The 21,074-nt window shown below is 35.5% G+C and carries 22 protein-coding genes; 11 read left to right on the top strand and 11 right to left on the bottom strand.

Features of this window, described 5'->3' with window-relative positions; translation table 11 throughout:
• Window positions 1-41 precede the first annotated feature (41 nt).
• From V7077_RS25045 to V7077_RS25035, 3 genes are all read right to left on the bottom strand, one after another.
• Entirely contained in the window at window positions 42-374 is a 333-nt protein-coding gene (locus tag V7077_RS25045) for a helix-turn-helix domain-containing protein (RefSeq protein ID WP_335507006.1), read from the bottom strand.
• Between the two features lie 224 nt (window positions 375-598).
• The gene (locus V7077_RS25040; protein WP_335507004.1) at window positions 599-934 is read right to left on the bottom strand and encodes a L,D-transpeptidase; all 336 of its coding nucleotides are present in this window, start codon (window positions 932-934) and stop codon (window positions 599-601) included.
• Between the two features lie 143 nt (window positions 935-1,077).
• Entirely contained in the window at window positions 1,078-2,535 is a 1,458-nt protein-coding gene (locus V7077_RS25035; protein ID WP_335507002.1) for a PLP-dependent aminotransferase family protein, read from the bottom strand.
• Window positions 2,536-2,667: 132 nt separating this feature from the next.
• Here V7077_RS25035 and V7077_RS25030 point away from each other — a divergent pair, with 132 nt between their 5' ends.
• The 3 genes from V7077_RS25030 to V7077_RS25020 all read left to right on the top strand — a co-directional run bounded on the left by V7077_RS25030 (window position 2,668) and on the right by V7077_RS25020 (window position 5,563).
• Window positions 2,668-3,285: a LysE/ArgO family amino acid transporter gene (locus V7077_RS25030; RefSeq protein WP_335507000.1), complete on the top strand. Its 618-nt coding sequence runs from the start codon at window positions 2,668-2,670 to the stop codon at window positions 3,283-3,285.
• A gap of 252 nt (window positions 3,286-3,537) precedes the next feature.
• Window positions 3,538-4,899, top strand: a complete 1,362-nt coding sequence (locus V7077_RS25025) for an MATE family efflux transporter (protein ID WP_335506998.1) — start codon at window positions 3,538-3,540, stop codon at window positions 4,897-4,899.
• Window positions 4,900-5,140: 241 nt separating this feature from the next.
• The gene (locus tag V7077_RS25020) at window positions 5,141-5,563 is read left to right on the top strand and encodes a DUF2500 domain-containing protein (protein ID WP_335506995.1); all 423 of its coding nucleotides are present in this window, start codon (window positions 5,141-5,143) and stop codon (window positions 5,561-5,563) included.
• 201 nt (window positions 5,564-5,764) lie between these two features.
• On the opposite strand, the gene V7077_RS25015 is transcribed toward V7077_RS25020, so the two are convergent.
• A complete protein-coding gene (locus V7077_RS25015; RefSeq protein WP_335506993.1) occupies window positions 5,765-6,190 on the bottom strand; it encodes a MarR family winged helix-turn-helix transcriptional regulator in 426 nt (141 codons plus the stop codon).
• A gap of 430 nt (window positions 6,191-6,620) precedes the next feature.
• Here V7077_RS25015 and V7077_RS25010 point away from each other — a divergent pair, with 430 nt between their 5' ends.
• Window positions 6,621-7,028 (top strand): hypothetical protein, encoded by a 408-nt coding sequence (locus V7077_RS25010; RefSeq protein ID WP_335506991.1) that lies wholly within the window; start codon window positions 6,621-6,623, stop codon window positions 7,026-7,028.
• Window positions 7,029-7,358: 330 nt separating this feature from the next.
• On the opposite strand, the gene V7077_RS25005 is transcribed toward V7077_RS25010, so the two are convergent.
• Window positions 7,359-7,673, bottom strand: coding sequence for a DUF3243 domain-containing protein (locus V7077_RS25005; RefSeq protein ID WP_335506990.1), 315 nt, complete (start codon window positions 7,671-7,673; stop codon window positions 7,359-7,361).
• A 227-nt stretch (window positions 7,674-7,900) separates the two neighbouring features.
• Here V7077_RS25005 and V7077_RS25000 point away from each other — a divergent pair, with 227 nt between their 5' ends.
• Entirely contained in the window at window positions 7,901-8,668 is a 768-nt protein-coding gene (locus V7077_RS25000) for an SDR family oxidoreductase (RefSeq protein ID WP_335506988.1), read from the top strand.
• A 321-nt stretch (window positions 8,669-8,989) separates the two neighbouring features.
• Here V7077_RS25000 and norA read toward each other — a convergent pair whose 3' ends face one another.
• Window positions 8,990-10,192 carry a multidrug efflux MFS transporter NorA gene (norA, locus tag V7077_RS24995; RefSeq protein WP_335506986.1) on the bottom strand — a complete coding sequence of 401 codons (1,203 nt, stop codon included), beginning with the start codon at window positions 10,190-10,192 and terminating at the stop codon, window positions 8,990-8,992.
• A 121-nt stretch (window positions 10,193-10,313) separates the two neighbouring features.
• On the opposite strand from norA, the gene V7077_RS24990 reads away from it, so the two are divergent.
• Window positions 10,314-11,147 carry a MerR family transcriptional regulator gene (locus V7077_RS24990; protein ID WP_335506983.1) on the top strand — a complete coding sequence of 278 codons (834 nt, stop codon included), beginning with the start codon at window positions 10,314-10,316 and terminating at the stop codon, window positions 11,145-11,147.
• A 46-nt stretch (window positions 11,148-11,193) separates the two neighbouring features.
• Here the strand turns inward: V7077_RS24990 and V7077_RS24985 are convergent, their stop codons facing one another.
• Window positions 11,194-11,907: an AAA family ATPase gene (locus V7077_RS24985; protein ID WP_335506981.1), complete on the bottom strand. Its 714-nt coding sequence runs from the start codon at window positions 11,905-11,907 to the stop codon at window positions 11,194-11,196.
• 253 nt (window positions 11,908-12,160) lie between these two features.
• Complete coding sequence (locus V7077_RS24980) at window positions 12,161-12,910, bottom strand: hypothetical protein (protein WP_335506980.1); 750 nt, start codon at window positions 12,908-12,910, stop codon at window positions 12,161-12,163.
• Between the two features lie 333 nt (window positions 12,911-13,243).
• Between V7077_RS24980 and V7077_RS24975 the strand changes: the two genes are divergently transcribed.
• From V7077_RS24975 to V7077_RS24965, 3 genes are read left to right on the top strand one after another with little or no spacing between them, the layout of a single operon-like run.
• A complete protein-coding gene (locus V7077_RS24975) occupies window positions 13,244-14,731 on the top strand; it encodes a spore germination protein (RefSeq protein ID WP_335506979.1) in 1,488 nt (495 codons plus the stop codon).
• The gene (locus V7077_RS24970; protein ID WP_335506977.1) at window positions 14,718-15,926 is read left to right on the top strand and encodes a Ger(x)C family spore germination protein; all 1,209 of its coding nucleotides are present in this window, start codon (window positions 14,718-14,720) and stop codon (window positions 15,924-15,926) included. Before V7077_RS24975 ends, V7077_RS24970 begins: the two co-directional genes overlap by 14 nt.
• Window positions 15,927-15,967: 41 nt before the next feature.
• Window positions 15,968-17,053, top strand: coding sequence for a GerAB/ArcD/ProY family transporter (locus tag V7077_RS24965; protein WP_335506975.1), 1,086 nt, complete (start codon window positions 15,968-15,970; stop codon window positions 17,051-17,053).
• Window positions 17,054-17,684: 631 nt separating this feature from the next.
• Here V7077_RS24965 and V7077_RS24960 read toward each other — a convergent pair.
• Window positions 17,685-18,005: a hypothetical protein gene (locus V7077_RS24960; protein ID WP_335506973.1), complete on the bottom strand. Its 321-nt coding sequence runs from the start codon at window positions 18,003-18,005 to the stop codon at window positions 17,685-17,687.
• Window positions 18,006-18,198: 193 nt separating this feature from the next.
• Here V7077_RS24960 and V7077_RS24955 point away from each other — a divergent pair, with 193 nt between their 5' ends.
• Complete coding sequence (locus V7077_RS24955) at window positions 18,199-18,648, top strand: hypothetical protein (RefSeq protein WP_335506971.1); 450 nt, start codon at window positions 18,199-18,201, stop codon at window positions 18,646-18,648.
• Window positions 18,649-18,722: 74 nt separating this feature from the next.
• Here the strand turns inward: V7077_RS24955 and V7077_RS24950 are convergent, their stop codons facing one another.
• Window positions 18,723-19,616: a CPBP family intramembrane glutamic endopeptidase gene (locus V7077_RS24950; protein ID WP_335506969.1), complete on the bottom strand. Its 894-nt coding sequence runs from the start codon at window positions 19,614-19,616 to the stop codon at window positions 18,723-18,725.
• Window positions 19,617-19,779: 163 nt separating this feature from the next.
• Here V7077_RS24950 and V7077_RS24945 point away from each other — a divergent pair, with 163 nt between their 5' ends.
• On the top strand, window positions 19,780-19,920 hold the full coding sequence (locus V7077_RS24945; protein ID WP_335506967.1) for a hypothetical protein: 141 nt from the start codon (window positions 19,780-19,782) through the stop codon (window positions 19,918-19,920).
• Window positions 19,921-20,028: 108 nt separating this feature from the next.
• On the opposite strand, the gene V7077_RS24940 is transcribed toward V7077_RS24945, so the two are convergent.
• Window positions 20,029-20,421, bottom strand: a complete 393-nt coding sequence (locus tag V7077_RS24940) for a hypothetical protein (RefSeq protein ID WP_335506965.1) — start codon at window positions 20,419-20,421, stop codon at window positions 20,029-20,031.
• Window positions 20,422-21,074 lie beyond the last annotated feature (653 nt).

The following is a 21,074-nucleotide window of genomic DNA, read 5'->3' as shown; positions in this document are numbered from 1 at the left end:
TAGTTTAGAAGAGCATAAAAAAAGACCAATTTAATTTGGTCTTATTGCACCCGATAGCCTTGGTTATTGAGCAGCCATTTGTCAATTGCTGCTTTGGAATAATAGACCTTTCCTCCGACTATTAAATAAGGGAGAACACCTTCAATACCACCTTGTGAATCCGATATTGGACCTAATTTCTTCACCTCATCAAGGCTCAACCCTAAATAGGATGCTAATTCAGGTTCCGTAAATAGTTTATTTGTTGATTGTGACGAAGTTTGAGTTGGAACCGACAGACTGTTCTTACTTAAACTATTTGATATTAGGTAACTTCCAATAACGATGCTTATTGCTAAACAAAAAATTGATAATGCATTTAGGTTATGTTTCAATCTCCAGCCCCCTTTTTGTATATATTTCCATTATATAACTTTTTGGAAAAACTCTGCCTTTTTAATTTTCAGAAACAAACAACTAATAGGGGAAAATGGATTACTTGATTTTCAAATCTTCAAAAACAAACGGAGGGACAGCAGCTAGTCTCCTAATGGATTATAGCGATTCCCTTAATGTTCAATTTGACCTAAACTTGAAAAGTAAATTGGCGATAATAGAATCATTTATGAATAAAAACATTCGTACCGATTGGAACTAAAGATGATAATTCAAGAACATCATGATTAAACATTCTTATACAACCATGCGAGACATTTTTGCCTATAGAAGATGGATTATTTGTTCCGTGTATACCGTAATGAGGTCTTGACAATCCCATCCAAAGCACTCCGAATGGTCCGCCAGGATTAGGGTCCTTATTGATAATCGTGTAGGTTCCTGCAGGTGTAGGTGATAATATTTTTCCGACTGCAATGGGGTAAGTTTTTAAAAGCCTGTTACGATCAAAAAGTTTTAATTGGTGCTTTGATGTTGACACATCAATCCATTTCGCCATGAGCTCAACTCCGTTTTTGATTATGGTATGAAGTAAAGCGGGGGGATGTTAATTAAAATGAAATGGAGGGATGTGTGACCGCTAATCTGACTTCCATTTATGTATGTCAGTTTCAATGATTAATAAAGTTTCTAACAAGAGCCTCACAGTGATTTTGCTATTGTTTTTATTATTTTTAATAAGCGTTTAAGACCATCCTCAATTCTCGGCAGTGGAGCAAATGAATAGGAAATGCGAAGATATTGTTCAGCTTGATGGTCATAAACATTTCCTGGATTTAGTAAAATCCCTTCTGCTAGTGCCATTTCAAATAATTTTCTCATCGAGAGGGATGGTAGCAAACGCAGCCAAATATAGAAGCCTCCAGCGGGTTTTTCCCATACGGCAAGATCAGAAAAATACATGTTCAATATATCTAACGTAAAATCTCGACGAATTTTCAATTGTTTTCTTATTTCATGAAGATGTTCATGGTAAAGTCCACTCGAAAACCATTCAGCAGCTGCCCATTGGGATAAAGAACTAGAGGCGTAGTCAGTTTGCATTTTAATATCTGCTAAATGCTCAACAACTGGTTCTGGACCAACAATCCAACCTATTCGAAGACCAGGACTTAAAGATTTCGATAAACTGCCCAAATAAAGGACAAGACCATGTTTGTCAAAAGCCTTCATTGGTTTAGGCGGATTTTCCTCCAACCATAATTCTCGGTAAACATCATCTTCAATCAAAGGCAGTTGTTCTTGTTGGCAGGTTTTTAGCAATTGTTTACGTCTTTCCAAAGTCATTAAGGTCCCCGTAGGATTATGAAATGTTGGAATAGTATAAAGTAAAGCTGCATTTTGTTGTTTTTTATATGTTGAAATCAGCTTGGATTGAATTCCTTCTGTATCCATAGGAATGCCCATTAAACGCATACCTGCTGACTGAAAGACATTTAAAGAATGAAGATAGGATGGTTTTTCTGTTAATACGGTTGACCCCCTATGCAATAAACCCACACTGATAAGCTGTAAGGCTTGTAAAGCACCTGACACGATTAAAATCGAAGAAGGAGAAGCAGAAATTCCGATTGTCTTTAAATAGGTTGCGATTTGTTCTCTTAAGGGGAGCAATCCCTTTGGTTCTTCATATCCATAAGAAATGTCCCGATTGGACAAGTGATGGAATATTTTTTTCATAGAAAGATGAGGAAGCAGATTTGGCGATAATTCCCCAGTTCCTAAACGAATAATGTTAGGAGTAAATTCAGCTTGATTTATTTCTTGAATGGTTGGCAAGTTCGGCTTGTGTGAACCGCGTGTTACATATGAATTCCAATCAGGAGGCGGGGCAGTCGCTAACAGGTTCCACGTATTGTTGACGACTCTTGTACCGCTGCCGCTTTTTCCCTCAATAAGTCCTTCCGCTATTAATTCATCATATGCCGTTACAATGGTGCTTCGATTTACTTCTAATATTTTTGCTAAAGTTCGCTGGGGAGGGAGCTTATAGCCGATCGTCCACTCACCATTGGATATTTTCTCTTTCATAAAGTCTGTTATTTGCTTATGTAATGGAATTGGCGATGATTTATTTGGCTTCCAATCGGTATAAAACATCAGATGATTCTCCTTTTTTGTATTATTATATAACTTGGTTGGTTTGAATTCCATCCAAATGGTTGGAGACAAAAGCAACATTTCCGACTAAAATAAGACTCATTTATCTATACAAGAAAGGGCGAAATGAAGATGTTAGAAGCATTTTTTCATGGATTTATTCTTGCACTGGGGCTGATTCTTCCTCTGGGTGTCCAAAATGTTTTTGTTTTTAATCAAGGGGCATTACAGCCGCGTTTTGTTTATGCATTACCCGTCATTATTACAGCTTCTTTGTGTGATACTCTATTAATCTTGGTATCTGTTTTGGGTGTTTCCTTTCTTATTTTAGGTTCTTTTTGGATCAAAATAATCTTAATTGGGGCAGGTTGTATTTTTTTACTCTACATGGGATGGACCACTTGGAATAGTAAACCAAGTAATGAAAGAGAAGAAAGCAGGAATAAATTTTCATTAAAGAAACAAGTATTGTTTGCAGCATCTGTTTCCTTACTGAACCCTCATGCCATCATGGATACGGTCGGGGTAATTGGAACAAGTTCATTAAGGTATCAAGGGGAAGATAAAGTAATCTTTGCTTTTGCTTGTATTTTGGTTTCCTGGCTTTGGTTTTTTGGACTTTCACTAATGGGGCGATTAACTGGAAAGCTTGATCCATCTGGTAATTTTTTGTTGTTATTAAACAAAATATCAGCCCTCGTTATGTGGGGGGCAGCAGTCTATCTTTTATTCACGTTATTGAGTAAATAGAATTAGGTAATGGACAAATAAGTAAGTCATAGGGAGTGGTCAATCGGCTTTGGGCCAGGAAACGTGCTCTATGGCTTTTCTTATGCACATTTAGAATGGATTCCTGTTGGCAGGCAGCAAATAGAGGAGGAATTATGGATACATTATAGAATATCTATTATATAGGGAATGGATCGTGGCTTATATGGATGGAGCTAGATGTTTCCTAAATCTTATATTTCATCTAAAAAAGGAACATAGGGGATTAACAACATGTTGAAAGAATGGAAAAAGATATTACTGCTCGCCATACCTTCGATTGCTTCATTTGCTTCATCGACACTTACAGGAACCATCAATCTCATATTAGTCGGTCAATTAAGTGCTCTGGCGATTGCGATCGTCGGTGTTTCGAACATTATTATGTATAATGCCTGGGCATTATTTTCGGGTATCGGACATACGACCAATTATTTAGTGGCTCAAAATTATGGATCCAACACCATGAAAAAAGGCGTGGAACGTACCTATATAGCCTTTTATCTTTGTATAGCAGCTGCGACACTAGTTTTATTGGTTGGTTTACTATTTCCAGAAGCGATTTTTAAATTGTTGGGAAGTTCAGCTGAAATGATTAGACAAGGGAAAAGTTACCTGCAATTTCGTTTCTTTGCGATGGTATTTTCGATCTTCACCTTTGTTATTCATGGATTTCTTCGCGGGATTGGGGATACCAAAACACCTATGATTAGTACCATAGCAGGTGGAGCCGTGATGATTTTTCTTACTTATGGGCTAACCTATGGACATTTTGCTCTTCCTAAATTAGGTTTGATTGGGGCAGGAATGGCCTTTTTTGCAGGAGAATTGGTCACGTTTCTTATTTGCGCTTATTTCTATTTTATAAAATTACATCAAAAATATGAAACACGCACAAGAATTGCCTTCGACCGAGCAGAAGCAAAATTAATATTAGGAGAAAGTGCTAAATTAGGGATACAGGAATTTTCAATGGCCATGGCCATGTTTGTTTTTACAGCATTTGTTACGAGATTAGGGACAAATGCGTTAGCCGCTAATGAAGTGGCTCTTAGTGTCATGAGTCTTGGATTCATGCCTGCCTTTGCATTCGGATCAACAGCAACCATTCTTGTTGGTCAAGAAGTCGGGCGAGGGAACCCCAGATTAGGAAGAAAAGCAGGCACTAACACGTCCATTTTAGGGTGTATTTTTCTATTGGTGTTAGGTGTCATTGAATTTTTCTGGGCAGAACCGATTGCTAAGATTTATACTCACGATGTCCATGTGTATAAGGTAGCTGCAGAATTAGTAATGATTTCGGCATTTTTGCAATTGTTTGACGGACTATTAAATTTTTATGCGGGTGGTCTCAGAGGAATTGGTGACACGTCGTTTTTATTAAAAATCTCTTTGCTATTAGGTTGGTTATTTTTTGTTCCTCTCAGTTATGTTTTGACTTTTATGCTTGATTGGGGCAGTATGGGCGCATGGATCTCCTTATACTCCTATCTGACGGTATTTGGAGTTAGTGTAATGGTTCGCTTTTATCGAACAAATTGGGATTCGATTAAGTTAAAATCGGTTGATAATGAATACCAGGACCATGTCGTTTAAGATGGAAACATAAAAAAAGAACACAGGGAACTAATGGGTTCGATTGACGGGGAGAAAACAGAATAACGAAAAATAAATAAAATGGGCAGCTAATTTGCTGCCCTTTTAACATCCAAAAAGGCATAGTATTTAATATGGTAAATTGAATAAGGTATCAAGGTATGTTGCTATGTTAATAAGTGAATCCTTTTCATATTCTTATACGTAAATGACCATAGGAGATCATGGAAGGTGTGTTTGCATGGAAAATTCATTTTTTATGGGTGATTTTATGTTTCAAATTGTCCCTATTTTTATTGGACTAATTTTTGTAATAGTAATTGGCAGTATTTTATTTTCTATTTTCAAAGGGGTTGGTCAATGGCGGAAAAATGAACAATCCCCAAAACTAAGTGTACCAGCTAAAGTTAAATCCAAACGAGCCCATGTTTCTAGAACGACAGATATGCATCATCATCAACAAGAGAACCATCACTTACATTCTTCAAGCTCACATACAAGTTATTTTGTTACATTCGAGTTTGAAAGTGGTGACCGTTCGGAGTTTCATGTGTCAGGTAATGAGTACGGTTTAATAGCCGAAGATGACATTGGAATATTAACCTTTCAAGGGACTCGGTTTTTAGGTTTTGAGAGGAAGATATTGAAGAATGAGAGTATGTAAGTAAAACGAAAACCGGATATAAGAGGGATTATGAAAAATGACTAGTTTTATAAATGTAGAAGATATGGTCAATAGGAGGAGCTGCGGCATCTCCTCCTATTCTAGATAGGTTAGTTGTGAAGGACTGCCCTACAGAAAATTCCCTGGATTCCTTTTCATTTCTAATGGCTTTTTCAGTATTGTTTTCCTTTGGTATGAACCTCAAGTTACATCATCCTGTTGATGTAGAAACCCATCACGTTTTTCCTTCAAGAATCCTATCCTGATAATTTCTTCCAAATGAATCTCCGACAACTTTTGCAAAATTTCTTCCCCATGTAAGGTTAATTGAATCAAAACACTCCGTCCATCATCAGGATTACTCGTCCTAGTGACAAGGTCCAGCTGGGAACATCGGTCAATCAGTCCTACACAGGCATTATGCGTAATAAATAGGCGTTCGGCAAGCTCACGAGGTGTGGCTGAATCACGTCCAGGGAACCCCTTAATGGCTAATAAAAGCTGGTGCTGTTGAGGTGTTATCCCCACTTTTCCTGCCTCAGAATCACTAAAATGAAGAAACTTCTTCAATTGATACCTGAATTCAGCCAATAATTCATAAGTTTCTTTATTTAAATTTTCTGACATAAAAGTCCACCTTTACTATTGATAATTATATCTTAACACGATATAATTTTATTACAATAAATATATCTTAATACGATATATCATTAAACTTAAAGTGAGGGAATGAAATGGAATTAATTGATTACTTATCACCGAATACGGTTTCTGGCATTGTGTTTTATAGCATTTCATTTGTCGGGGTCATTTTTTTAAACATAAAGGTCTACAAATTCAAGAATTAAATACATAAACTGGAGGTTCTTTATGGACGTATATTCATACACGACGTGAGATTACTAGTTTTCAAGCAAACCATTCATTTTCATACATTTCAAGCGAATATTGTGCACTATTCGCTTTTCTTATCTACACCCGGTGTTGACAAGCACCAACCCTTTTTTTTCTCATATACATGAAAAGATTTAATGATGAAAGAAAGGGGGAGGCTGAATTGTACCCAAATGATCCTTACCAGCCTTTCTATCCATATTACTATGACTACAGACAAGGACTATTTCAAAAAATCCTTGCTTGTTATCAACAGAAGCGATGGATCAGATTATCTTTCCGAGATGGAACCACAGTTGAAGGTTTTATAAAGACCTATGATCCTTTAAGAGGAGTATTAATTTACCTGCCAATCCAAAGGTATACAATTTTGTGTGAAGGTGTAAGGGTGGATTCTCTGCAAAAAGCACAGAACTGCATAGGCAAAAGATCCACGTTGACACTTCCCAACCATATTAGTCTGTCTTTTACCATAGAAGGTGTTGACCAATCTCAAAATATTGGAGGATGGGTGAACATAAATGAACTGATGTCGGTTTCCGGCCAGGTAGTTGACGCGAATTGTATTTAGTAAGGATGGTCGTGCAACATAGAAATTTTAACCATAATAGAAAAGGAAGCACATCGAACGTGTGCTTCCTTTTCTATTTAAATCTTTAGCAAGAAGGGATAGTATATAAGCAATTAACATCTTTTTCATCTTTTCAATACCCCTCTTTCGACGATTAAATTTATGAACTTTATAAATTCTTCTGGAAAATTAATCATTAAAAACAATTAGGTTGTTTTTTCTATAGATAATCGTTGCAGCGATTTTTTCCGAGTTTGGTTGATGTCAAATTGATTCTGTTTTCGGTCTGAAGGTATGTTAACCTCAAGGAACAAAAGAGCTTATAGATTTTTATTTTGCTAATTTTACAAGCATATGAGCTAATTTGTGTTGTTCCTCTTCGTTGCCTACCTTCCAGAGCTCCTGAAGGAGAACTTCCTCACGGTTTTGAGGTTCAGTATTTTTAGCAAGATAGTCGGCAACCTTTTCAGCACTTTTCGCCAATTGCTCTTCATTCATGCCCAGTTTTTCCCCTACTGATATTTTGTTGTGTAGGTATGATTTAAACTCATTAAAATTTTCCAACTTGTTATACATTTCGCTATTATCCATGTTTTTTACGGCTTCTTCAGCTTTGTTAGGATTTGCTTCATTATTGTTAAACATGTAATATCCCTCCATTTTGTTTAAGTCCCTTAATTTATACCCCCATAGAGAAATGTCAAACTGAAAGAGCGGTGTAAAAATGTAGTTTTAGTTATCTTATGGTAAAAAAATCTCGTTTAATCAGGTCACTTTTGAACACCTTATGGAGCTAAACCAACATGTTAGGTGCATAGTGTTTAAACCTTTTGAATACTACATAGAAGAAACAAAAAGGGAGGGATATATTTTTGAGGATATTAGTAACAGGTTCAACTGGGCAACTAGGCTCAGCGGTAGTTAATCTACTTAAAGATAGTGATTGTAGTGTCAAAATAACTTCAAGAAGAAGACCTAAATGTGGAGAAAACTTTGACTGGATTTATAGCGATATGCTAACAGGTCAAGGATTAGAAGAGGCAGCAAAAGATATAGATGTGGTTATTCACGCTGCAACCAGCCCAATGAAAAAAACCAAAGAAATCGAAGTATTAGGGCTCTCAAAATTTTTAAGTAAGCTCACACACATAAAACATTTTATTTATCCATCTATTGTCGGTATTGAAGATATACCATTTAAATATTACAAGTATAAATACGAAGCAGAAGAAGTGCTAAAACAAAGTTTTATTCCTTATACAGTTGTTCGTGCAACTCAGTTTCATAGCTTTGTTGATTCTTTGTTTTTGTCAAAACCTGTTTTTAAAGGGTATTTTATTCCTGGGAACATCAAGTTTCAAACCGTGGATGTAGGTGATTTTGCCAATCATTTAATTAAACTAACGGATAAAGGTCCTCAAGGAAAAACTGATGAATTTGCAGGTCCAAAAATAATGACACTAAGAGAAATGGCAGATTTGAAAATTAGAATAAATAATCAACCTAATAGAGTTTATAGCTTCTCGTTTCCAGGAAGACTTTATAAAGCTTTATTGAAGGGTAAAAACACTAATCCAATTCAAAATGTGGGGACAGTTACATTTGAGGACTATTTAAGAAAAAAGATGACTGAAAGGTAGGGGTGAATAAAATTTGCGAAAGAATGTACTTAAACAAATGGGTAGCTTAAGTTTAAAAACAGTGAAAAGTAAATTTATACAAAATCGCAAGTACCATAATTTAAATTATGGTATGTGTTAACAATATGCTTTTTATACCCGCTATTTAAATCCAAAAAGGTGAAGAAACCTTGTTATATCAAATAAAAAGCAGTGCGATTTCATATGCGAAATGCACTGCTTTATATATGGCTATATAGTAGCGGGTATTCCAAAGAAAAAGGCCTAATCGAACGTGTGCTTCCTTTTGTTTTCTGATCATTTTAAAACTGTTTTATTAGTTTAATTTGACTGATTAGCTACACTAGCCTTCACTTTGACAGAAGAATCACTTGCTCGCTTCTTCCAAAACAATGTAATCGCGATTCCAAGTGTTAGGATCACCGTTGCAAAATAGTAAGGGTAATTAATATCTATATCAAATAATATTCCCCCTAGAATGGGTCCGCTAATGTTCGCTAAACTTGTAAACATGGAGTTCATCCCACCAACGAAACCTTGTTCGTTCCCGGCGATATTGGAAAGATAGGATGTTACGGCTGGGCGGAATAAATCGAATCCCACAAAAACAATGAATGTGACAAGTAAAATAGAGAAATAGGAATGAACAACCGTCATTAAAAAGACAAGTAAGGCCGATAAAATTAAGCAATATCGAATCAACTTAATTTCACCCCAAATTCGTGTAAGCCGATCAAATAATAGGACCTGTGCAACTGCGCCAAAAATGCCACCGCCTGTGATAACAATCGCTATATCGGATGGTTTAAACTGAAATTTATGGTCCACAAATAGACTGAAGAAAGATTCGAAAGCGGCTAAACCAAATGAGGCGATAAAAATCAAAATAAACGCTAGGAAATATTTTTGGGAAAAAATACGCTTAAAGCCAAACTTATCATTTGGGACTTGTTCATTATAATCGTCGTTACGATTCGGCTCAGATAATAAAATAATAGAAAGTATAGACGCAATCGTTCCAAGTGCTCCTGCAAAGAAGAATGGTATACGTGTTCCAAACTCCGCTAAAAATCCACCAATGCCCGGGCCAATAATAAATCCTGTACTGATGGCAGCTGACATAAACCCGAGTGCCTTTGGGCGCGATTCCAAATCAGTAATATCAGCAATAAAGGCAGTAACAGCCGGCATGATGAACGCAGCACTAATTCCACCCAAAATACGGGAAATAAATAGCATTTCAATTCCTTTTCCGATCCCAAATATTAATTCTGACAGGCCGAAAATAAATAAGCCAATGACAATCATGATTTTCCTGCCGATTCGATCTGCTGCTTTGCCTGCAATTGGTGATACAAGCAATTGAGCGAGGGCAAAAGCTGCCGTTAAATAACCCACTGTTTCCCCAGTGATACCCAATTCATCCATCAACGTAGGTAATACTGGAATGACGAGACCAATTCCCAAAAAAGCAATGAATAAATTTATTAATAATAATCCTAAAGTGACCTTACGAGTCTTCATCTTTTTTATACACCTCACCAAAAAACAAAAATTGAAAACAAACCTAAGGAATTTATCAGTTGTTTACAATTTTCATCCTAGTGTATATAGTTACTATATAGTCAAGGGCGGTGTTGTAAAAATGAATAAAAAAAATGAAAAATATTTAACAACAGGTGAGTTTGCTAAACTTTGCAAAGTAAACAAACAGACACTTTTTTACTATGATCAAATTGGGCTTTTGTCTCCGGAATTGAAAAATGACAAGGGGTACCGCTATTACTCCATTCATCAAATAGAGCTTTTCTTTGTGATTGATTTATTAAAAGAACTTGGTATGTCGCTGAATGATATTCAACAATACATGGGAAATAAATCTCCGGATAGTTTTTTATCGTTAATGTATCAAAAAAAAGAAGAGATTGTGAAAATGCGACAGGAGATTGATCAGAAGGAAAAAATGATCAAGGCAAAAATCACCTTAATGGAAGAAGCGTCACACCTTGATTTTCAACAAATTACATTTGAACAACTACCAGAAGCAACACTTTATTTAAGTAGAAATATCGAAAATATAACGGATGAAGAATTTGTAGAGGTCATTTCGGATTTTATTAATGAATTGAGCGTTTCTCAATTGGATTCAGGCTATCCAATAGGTGGTATAACCAAACGGGAGCAAGTAATAAAAGGAGAATTCTCTAATTATAGCTATTTATACATTGAGCAACCGAACCCAAAGGTAGGATATCCGTATTTTCAAGCTGTAAAGGGGGATTTTCTGATTGGCTATCATGTTGGGGATGAGAAAACAATTAGTGAAACGTATAAGCGACTTTTTAAAGAAATGGAACGTTTACATTTAGCATTAAGTGATTATGTTTTTGAAGAATATATATACGATACGGTGGTAATGAATCATAAGGAACATTATGTCACCAAAATTATGATACAAGTCGAACCAATCGATCGTTAAATCTGGAATATCCATGTAAAGAGGAGCTAGGGGGAAATTCTAGCTCTTATTCCAGAAGATGACGAAGCATTCTTTTTGGATCATTTAAAAACTGTTTCATAATCTGAAAATGATTGGTTTCTTCAAGCTTTTTCTCTTTTATTCCTTCGTCACTTAATTCGTATATGAAGGAATCTGGATACGACATAATAATAGGGGAATGGGTAGCAATTATTAGTTGGGAGTGTTGATTCACTAAGTCATGTATTCTCGTAACCATTGACATTTGGCGCAAGGGAGAAAGCGCAGCTTCAGGTTCATCAAGTATATAAATTCCATTTCCACCAAACCGGTGAATGAAGGTTGAGAAGAAGGCCTCTCCATGTGATTGCTCATGAAGGGATTGTCCGCCAAAAGAGTTTATAATTTTCGGAGCCCCGCCACCCTGGTCCAATTCCTCAATATTGGAAGCCACGTTATAAAAGCTTTCAGCACGTAAGAAGAAACCGTCCCTTGGCTTATCAATACCCCTAACCAGTTTAATATAGTTTCTTAATACAGAGTGGGAATCAAAGGTTGAGAAGTTGAAGTTAAAAGATCCTCCTTCTGGATTAAAACCTAAGGAAACCGCAATGGCCTCTAGTAAGGTGGACTTTCCCATTCCGTTCTCACCGACCAGGTAGGTAACTTTAGGGTGCAATGTAAGCTGCGTCAGAGTTTTTATACTTGGGAGATTAAATGGAAAGTTAGAAAATGTAGGCACATCTTCTCGGTTTAACATGACACTTCTAACAAACGGGGAATCTATCACAATCGATCAACTACCTTATTTTTTAATTTTATTATCAGCGATTAGCAAGTGGAGGAAGCGTATTTGGCTTAGAAGTTTGATGAAGTTAGGCAAAAATCATGATTAAAGTTAGGTTTAATGCTGTTCCAGTTTTATCATCAGACAATAAAGTTTGAGGAAGATGGGATCATCCTCAAACTTTTAAAAAATACCAATGGTTCATTCTTCTAAAAATAAGCTGCTATTAAGCCGTTTGCTTTTTATTTCTTCTTGTTTGTTCTTCCGTTTTATTAGATTTGGATTTCTTCGATTTTGACACTCTAAAGAAAAGAATCAATCCTGCATTAAACATGAGAGTCCACACGAGTGCATATTTATTACCGCTAAAGTAGATTCCTGCAATAGGGATCCATAGTAAAATGATACTTTTCAAATAGTAATTAAGCTTAGGGTTTACGGCCATCAATACTGAAACAATAACAAGAATCGAAGGGATGAGGTTTTCCCCCAAAAAGGTAAGGTTCGGATAATTCACATAGACGTAATAGGCAAATGATCCGACAATGGCAATTAAGGAAAGATAAAATCGTAAAAACGGATTCTTGTAAAAAAGTATCCAAACGGCAAGAAAATTTATTCCTGCACGAATTCCAACTACATATAAGTTATGCGTAAAATCACTAATCGGATTTTTCGCATAGTCCAAAATATATTTCAAGTTGTAACAGACAACTCCTATTACAATGATTTTAAAAAGGAGTTTTACCCAAGACAGCTCCAATTTCTTTTTCTTTTTTGACGACCGGAACCATGATGGTGCGCCTATTCTTCCTTTTCTCCCATTATCTGTATAGTTCCTAGTCTTAAACCTTTTTTTAGATTCTCTATCGTCTAGTTCCTTTACAGTTTCTAATCTAGCAGTATCTTTTTTTGTATCATTTTCTAGGTCATTATCTTGATCAAATGGTTGTTCTGACTCAGAATGTTTATCCAATTTTATATTCACCTCTAGTATTTTTTTATCATTATAACTTATTTTAATAGAAGTAGTTACTACAAACTCCTTTTGACATTCCCGTTTTTAAGAAACATTATACAATCTAGTAACAACCAATAGGATTACCAATAAATGCCATATCAATGCTAGAAGAAAAATATATATGTGGAGTAATGCATAAAATAGAGCTTAATTTTAATATTAGGACCCGAGGAATTTAAAGGGGAAGGTGCGAGGTTCTGTTCTCAATCATGAGTCCTGCATATTTTTTTTCCTTTAAAGAAATACTAACTTATCAATACCATACCAATTGAACCCAGGTGATGAACAATGACTGGTAGCAAAGACACTTCAAGTCTTTTAGATAGCAATATAAATGCCTTAAAAGAGATTCTCGGGGAGAGTTCTGATTTACAAATAAGGAACATCACCTTGATTGGTCAAGATAAGAAAGCAGCTATGCTGTACATTGATGGGATTGTAGACTCGGATGGGATTCAAGAGTACATAATTGAACCATTATTAACATATCAATTTCCCTTTTTTCAATCGGATGAAAAACTGCTTTCTTTTGTAGAAACAGCGGTTATTCAAGCAAAAAATATTAAACGAGTAGAAAATATAAATCTTGCTTCATCAGAGTTACTAACTGGAAAAACTCTGTTTATGATGGAAGGATGCAGTACTTTCCTTTCAACAGATACAACCAAATGGAACGGTCGAAGCATCGAAAGTCCAAAAGGCCAACGTGTTGCAAAAGGTCCTGACCAAGGTTTCAATGAAAATAGGAGTACGAACATCTCTCTTGTCCGAAAAATCATAAAAAATACCAATGTCAGAGTAACGACGAAACAATATGGAACCAATACCCATACAGATATATCTGTGATGTATTTGGAAAACGTGGTGGATAAACAAGTGCTTCAAACCATCTATGAACGCCTTGAACGCCTTCCTTTGGATGCTGTGCTGGAAGCAAACTATATCGAGTCGGTGCTTACTAGGGAGTCTATGTCTTTTTTTCCGCTCATGCTCAATACTGATCGGCCTGATGTAGTCGCTGCAGAAATACTGGAAGGCAAAATAGCCATCTTTGTAGACGGTTCTCCATATGTCCTTATTGCCCCTGCTGTGTTTATTCAATTTTTTCAAACACCTGAGGACTATTACTTTAGTAATACAGGTTTCGTTAATACAAGGTTAATTCGTTTTTGTTTATATCTTGTCTCATTGCATATTCCGGGTATCTATGTAGCTTTTATGACCTATCACGCAAACCTTTTGCCGGTCAAACTGTTAGTGGGATTTGTTTCTCAGCGGGAGTTGGTCCCATTTCCAACGTCGTTAGAAGTAACTCTATTAATTATTGTACTTATTGCTATAAATGAAAGTTCTACAAGGCTGCAGCAAAACATTGCCGTAACCATTTCCATATTTGGTGGTATCATTTTAGGCCAGTCCGCAATAGAAGCACAATTAGTTGCCCCTGCCAGTTTAGTGATTGTGTGCCTTACGTATATTTTATTAAGTGTTATTCCCATTTACCAATTGCGTATAACAGGAGCAAATATCATTCTTTGCTTTAGTGTTGCAGGTGCTGCCCTCGGCTTATATGGTATTGCTCTCCTGTCACTATTATTATTGGTTCATATATGCTCACTGCGAAGCTTTGGAGTGCCCTATTTATCGCCTTTTGCTCCTTTTGTTGCACATGACCTAAAAGACAGTGCGATTCAAGTATCACTAGTGGAAATGACAAATGATGAGTCTCATTTTATGTCCGAAGAAACGATGGAAGAGACAAATGAAAAAGAATAACAAGATCATGCGCAAGCAAATGAAGTCAAATATTAATATGGTTTTAGCAATCGGAATGATCCTATCTATACTAGTAAGCAAACAGGTCCAGGACACGTTGTTAAATAAACTTAGTGTGGTTTCCGCGATCGGGATTGATAAGAGTAAGGCGGGGTATATTGCCAGTCTGCAAATATATAATCCCGCCTCCAATAGCAAAGAAGGAGCATCAGAAACCGGTGCTTACACATACAGTGGAAAAGGAAGAACTCTCCCTGAAGCAATGGAGAGTATTGAAAATAAATTAGCACGGCCGATTTTCTTAGATAATACGGAGGTAGCAGTAATAGGGGAAGAATTAGCTAAAACTGAAGGCATTTCTTCTATTACCGACTACTTTATGCGCGAATCCAATTTACCTGCGAATATCAGGTTTGTTATTTCAAAGGGAGTATCGGCAAATAAACTGCTTCAGATCTTTACCCCAGTACAAAAAATTTCTGGAAGCAGATTGGAAGAAATGCTAATAAGGAAACGACTTTCCTGGGGAAAGCTGTCAGATATAACATCTAATAATATAAAGGAAAAGGCGGTTCAGAATCGAACGGAATTGACCATTCCATATATCCGGATGAATGGTTCTTTTTCTAAAGGAACATCTAAGCAAAATATTGAAAAGGCTACTCCGGAGACGATTCTTTCATTAGATGGATTAGCTGTTTTTAAGGATCAAAAACTCTCGTATTTTCTTTCTTCGGAAGAAAGTAATTTATATGCTTTAATTCATGCCAAAATTAAAAAAACTTCCATTATAACAAAATGCAAGCGACAAAAAGGATATGTAACATGGCAGGAGGTAAGAAGTAAGCCTCTTATTCGAATAAAAGACAAAATGGGAATTCCCTCCTTTCTTCTCCAAATTCAATTAACAGGGAAGATTTCTGATGTTTCGTGTAAGATCAATACCTCCAACACGAAAAGCATTGTTTCCTTGGAACGTGAGGCCGAACATGACCTTCAACAACAGATAAAACAGTTGATAACTAAAACGCAAAATAAAAAAACCGATATAAATGGGTTCGGTGAAGTCATCTATAGGAAACAGCCAAATAGATGGAACAGAAGTAAAAACAATTGGAATTCCATTTATTCTACGGTAAAAATTCAAACAGATGTAAGGATAAAAGTGTTGGATGTGGGAGATATTTCATCGTAATGGCAGATAAGTTTTTGAAAGCGAAAGGAAGAGATAGATGAATGGTCAAAATAGCATCGATCGAATTATTCACTCTTATGGTCAACTTTTTGCTCGGAAGTGCAATCGTCGTTGGATGGAACTTTAATACAAAACAAGATGTTTGGATCACCATTTTTTTATCATTGGGTATGGGAATAGGATTATTTTATCTCTATATCCTTCTTCATTCTTTGGGAAAATGGAGTAATTTGATTGAGATTTTAGAATTAGGATTTGGAAAATGGCTGTCCAAAATAGTCGGAATACTGTATAGTCTTTACTTTTTATATATTGCAGGCAGAGTGTTAAAGGATTTCTCCTTCTTCCTAAGTTCAGTGCTCTTTAATAATGTCTCTTTTTGGATTATTTCATCTACTTTTTTGTTTGTGGTGTCCTATTGTTGTTATCTTGGTATTGAAGCAATCGCAAGAAGTTCTTTAATACTATTTGCTATGACTGGTGTGATTGTTTTCGTACTGATTATATTAGGATTTATTTCTCCCTATTTTGAAATTAGCCGTCTAACACCCGTTTTCAGAACAAGTCTGAAGCAGGTAGTGTCTGCTGTTTTCCCAACTGGATTAACTTTTCCATATGGTGAACTTATCGTATTTACCATGTTATTTCCGTTTGTAGACGATAGAAAGGGCTTACGAAAATACGGCTGGATTTCCATTTGTATCACTGGTGTGCTTCTTTTTTTAGCAGGTGAGATGATCCTCGGCTTGTTAGGTCCTGAAACAGTTACATCTTATGTCTTTCCATTTATAAAGGCGTTAGAACTAACCAGTTTATTAGAGACTTTACCACACATAGAGGTTTTGGCTGTCATTATCAATTTAATAGGGGGATTTATAAAAATTTCGGTATTTATGTACAGTGGTCTAATGATCTTTGAAAACTCATTTGCAAAGATCAAGAGAAATCGGCTACTAGTAATATCAGCGGCCATAACGTTTTTATCGACATTTATTTTGTCAAAAAATATTATCCAACACTTGTTTATTGGATTAAAGATTGTTCCGCTTTATATGCATATTCCCTTTCAACTTCTAATACCTGTAATCTTAATCATCGTTTTAGCGGTAAAAAAATATACCGTGTGAAACAAATGGCCGGTTCTCTTGCCTATTTCTAAAATAAAACATTTGATATCATCTTTGAAGAAGTAAACAATAGTTCTTTTCCCCCTTGTGTGTATTGGTAAAAAGACAACCGTTCCTATATAAATGGTACTGAACTGCTGCCAACTGTTCAAATGGCAAATAATTAAGAAGAATAGAGGGATTTATAAAATGTTAGGTGGGTTTTGGGAAATGCTGATATCTTCGTGGTTGGATTACGTTGGGGTAACTTTAGGACTTTGGAGTTAGTATAACAAATTAATTCCGTTAAACCCAGACTATATTTCATGGGATTTTGCCCTTATGCCAGTTACAATCATGTTCTTACTACAAATTAAATCTTAGTGTAAGTCCGATCATTAAAGGGTTAATCTTTGCAGGCATGACAGCATTTTTAGCTGAACACTTTATTCTTATGGTTAGGTTATTATAAATATCCAGGGTGGAACTCGATTATTTCATTTCCATTCTTTTTTGTCATTTATCTTATCGCTCATAAATTGACTTACAGTTCGGCAATTAAGCCCCCAGTATAGCAAATAGAATATTTATCAGATTCCTGATGAGGATTATTTTTTCCTTAACTTATGCTTACATCTATATTAAGCAGTGCCTAAAAGGTAATTTCTATCCCGTTTTCGATATAAATAGTGTTTTGTAATCCGGTTTGGTTTTCTACATAGTCAATTACATTTTTTGCTGTGCCTCTGATTATCTCACATACACCTACGTTATCAAACAGGCGTGCATAGCAGCGGATCATCAAAGTATCATTTTCTTTAAACAAATGATAATAAACTGTTTCTTTATGTATTTTCGAAAAACAGTGGATAAAAAGATATTCATCTGTTGGTTCAATTCCTTTTACTAAAAGTTCTTTTTGAATGATTCGTTTTATTTCCGCGATTTGTTTTTCTGACAAATTTATTCTCATATCAGCACACCTTCATGTTTATTGATCGGAATTCCCCATTTTTTATTATAAGAAGAAGTGGGACTACCTGTCACAGGAATTGGGTTACTGAAGATTATCTCTATATAAGTTTTATATGGAGTTGCTTTGGTAGTAGCTCTTTCTTAACGTGGAAGTATAATGGGAAGTAGGAATAGTAAGAGGAAGTGATAAAATGTTTGTTTATTATTTTATGCTCATACTTGGAGCTTTATTTGTAATAGGTGCAGTAATTGCTTTAATTGTTATGTATGGTACGACAGACTTTCGATTCTTAAATGTAATGAAATGTCTTGGAATCTTATTTATTGGTGTTTTACTTTTAGGGTTTACGCTCCCTAGCCTGAAATATGTAGTGCTAAAAAAATATGATGTCGTAAGTGGAAAATGTGTGATCGATATAGATGCCTCAGGTCGTTCATCTGAAGCGGACTTTAAAATGCTAGACACAGATGAAATGTTTAGCTTTAAGGATATTCCTAAACTTGATGCTTATGGAAAGTCAATCCCTTATTATTGTGAGGTGACAGTTACAAAAGACCATATGTTTGAAATTAGTTATGAAATATATGATGTCAAAACACGAAAATTAGTGGTAACAAGTAAAAATCATCTCATTCCATGATTTCTTTTGCTATTTCGTATCATTTAAAAAAGATGTCAGCTACCTTGTAAAATAGCAAGGTAGTGGCATCTTTTTTAAAGTCTCGTAAATGTGTATTTTCTCAACGTAATAAATAAGAAAATGCCAAGAGAAATAATCGTCCAAAGGAGTGAGATAGCCGGATTAATATTGGTAACAACAAATAAGGATGGAAGGTTACCAAAGGTAGAATCATTCATTGTGAGGAACCACCCCAACAGCATATTATTTGCTGCGTGCGCTCCAATCGATAATTCGCTACTGTTCGTTTTTGCAGTGATATAACACCAAATAAATCCAGTTACCAGATAGTCCGCTCCAACCAAAATAGGGGAGTATCCCATTTCCGGATTGGTAAAATGGAGCGCGCCAAAAATGGAACCTGCGATAAGTGATAATAGAAAAGGCAGGCGAACCCATTTTCCGATCAATTGCATGAGATATCCTCTGAAAAATAATTCCTCACACGTTGTTTGAATGGGAGTTAAAACCAGCACGAGCACAAATAAAATCAAAAAATCAGAAACTCTAACATTGTTGAATGAGTAATCCCCCGGGTTAATTAGGAAATCGATGATCGTAGTCAGAACTAAGATGGTAAAGTAGGTAATAAATCCAAAACCTATTCTCTGCCAATCTATTTTTCGATTGGGCGTAATGAGCGAGGTAAATCTCCGTTTATGTATGAAACGAATCGCGACATAAAGACCCAAAAGCCAAAACAAAAATGGTGAATTCATCAGGGCAAAAGATAATAATGGGTTGATTCCCATATAATCCTCTTTAACACTATCGTAATAGGTATGGGGGTTTCCATCTGTATTCACAATCCATTCACTAATAATGGCATAAGGCAGCGCCCCGGCAACGATAAACAGAATAATGAGAAACAGGGAAAATAAATACCGCTTCCAGCTATTCTTGCCTTTTTGTACTCTTATAAAATCCAATTATTTTAACACCAACATTCTAGTAGATTTAGAAAATGGTACAAATGATTACAATATTGATTATATTAGTCAATTACTTACATTATTACCGGATGCTTTTTCATATAAATTATTTATATAATACTGAGAAAATGGGAGGAACCATATGAGGGGAAGTTGACTTTTGCTTTTAGACTTCAAAGACGTAATGGATCTAAAAATCTATGGAGAAACCTTGCTGCTAGCACCACATGGCCAGCTTTATCTTGTTGAACGAATGGGGCAGTTTAATTTAGTTGTAATTATTCACAATCTGTATTATTAACCTCTATTCCTCCACACAAAAAGATTCCCACCAGATGAAAAAGGAGAATGATTCATTATGAAATCATCTCCTCAAATAGTTTGAAAATGCTTATGGTGATATTACTCCTCATTGACTAGTTAAACGTTTTTCAAAAGCCGCCTTAAACAATAGAATAGCATCAAAATTTACAGCAAAATCGTGGTCACTGATATTAAAATTAGTTATAAACACGTTAGCCCTCTCACGAACCATAATTGTTGGAATGCTATTGCCTCCAATCGTGTCCTGAGTTACACCACTTCCATAAAAATACCAGTTAGTTTCAGTAGGCTTATTTGCTGCATTTTTAGATAAGTCATTTTTTATCATTTCGCATAAATGATCCATAAAATCTTCATTAAGATTAATGCTTTTTCCATATTCACCATCAACAGTTATATCAGCATCTCCATACCAAATATTTCTGCTTGATCGCTTTCCGTCAGGTGAAGTGTAAGTTTCATCAAATAAAATCTTCATTTTCATTACCACCCCGTTAAAATACAATTTCTTCAATCTATTATACACCAAGTAAAAATTGTAAAATAGCTTGCTGTTCGTCTCACTAAACATGTAAGAGTTAGGCAGGTTAACTACATAGTAGGGTTCCTCCTATAGTTGTGAGTTAGAGCTGTGGACTCATATTTTAGTTAGGAGCCCTTTTTTTAAAAAAATCAAAAAATATGATCAACAGGAATGGAATCGCGGGTTTAGGGAAAGAAAATGTTGCCAATGAACAGGTGGCTTTTCTTATTCAACTAAAAAAATGTGGTATTGTATAAATAACTGAAGAAAGAAAATAAGACAAAAAAATAGCTAGATTTAAGTTTTAGCTTATTCTTTCCTTTTATGTTCAATGAATTGTTGAAAAGCTTCTAATAATTCCCTTGAACTTTCTTTTGAGAATAAACTGACCATCGATAATCGCATATGAAGCCTGCTTACATTCTTTACATCGACTTTGACACTCATATTCTTTATAGATTGATGGATTTTGATTGTAAAAAGTATCGTAATCGTAAGTATTTTAATTATGCTAAAATTCATATAATCATTTAATAACAAAAAAATTCGAGGTAAACCTACATCCCCCAGGTTTATCCTTTTTTGAAAGGAGAAAGGCATTAAAATGA

It is taken from the genome of Neobacillus vireti, assembly GCF_036962465.1.
Taxonomy (GTDB): domain Bacteria; phylum Bacillota; class Bacilli; order Bacillales; family Cytobacillaceae; genus Neobacillus; species Neobacillus vireti_B.
This window is presented reverse-complemented; position numbering and strand designations above follow the sequence as displayed.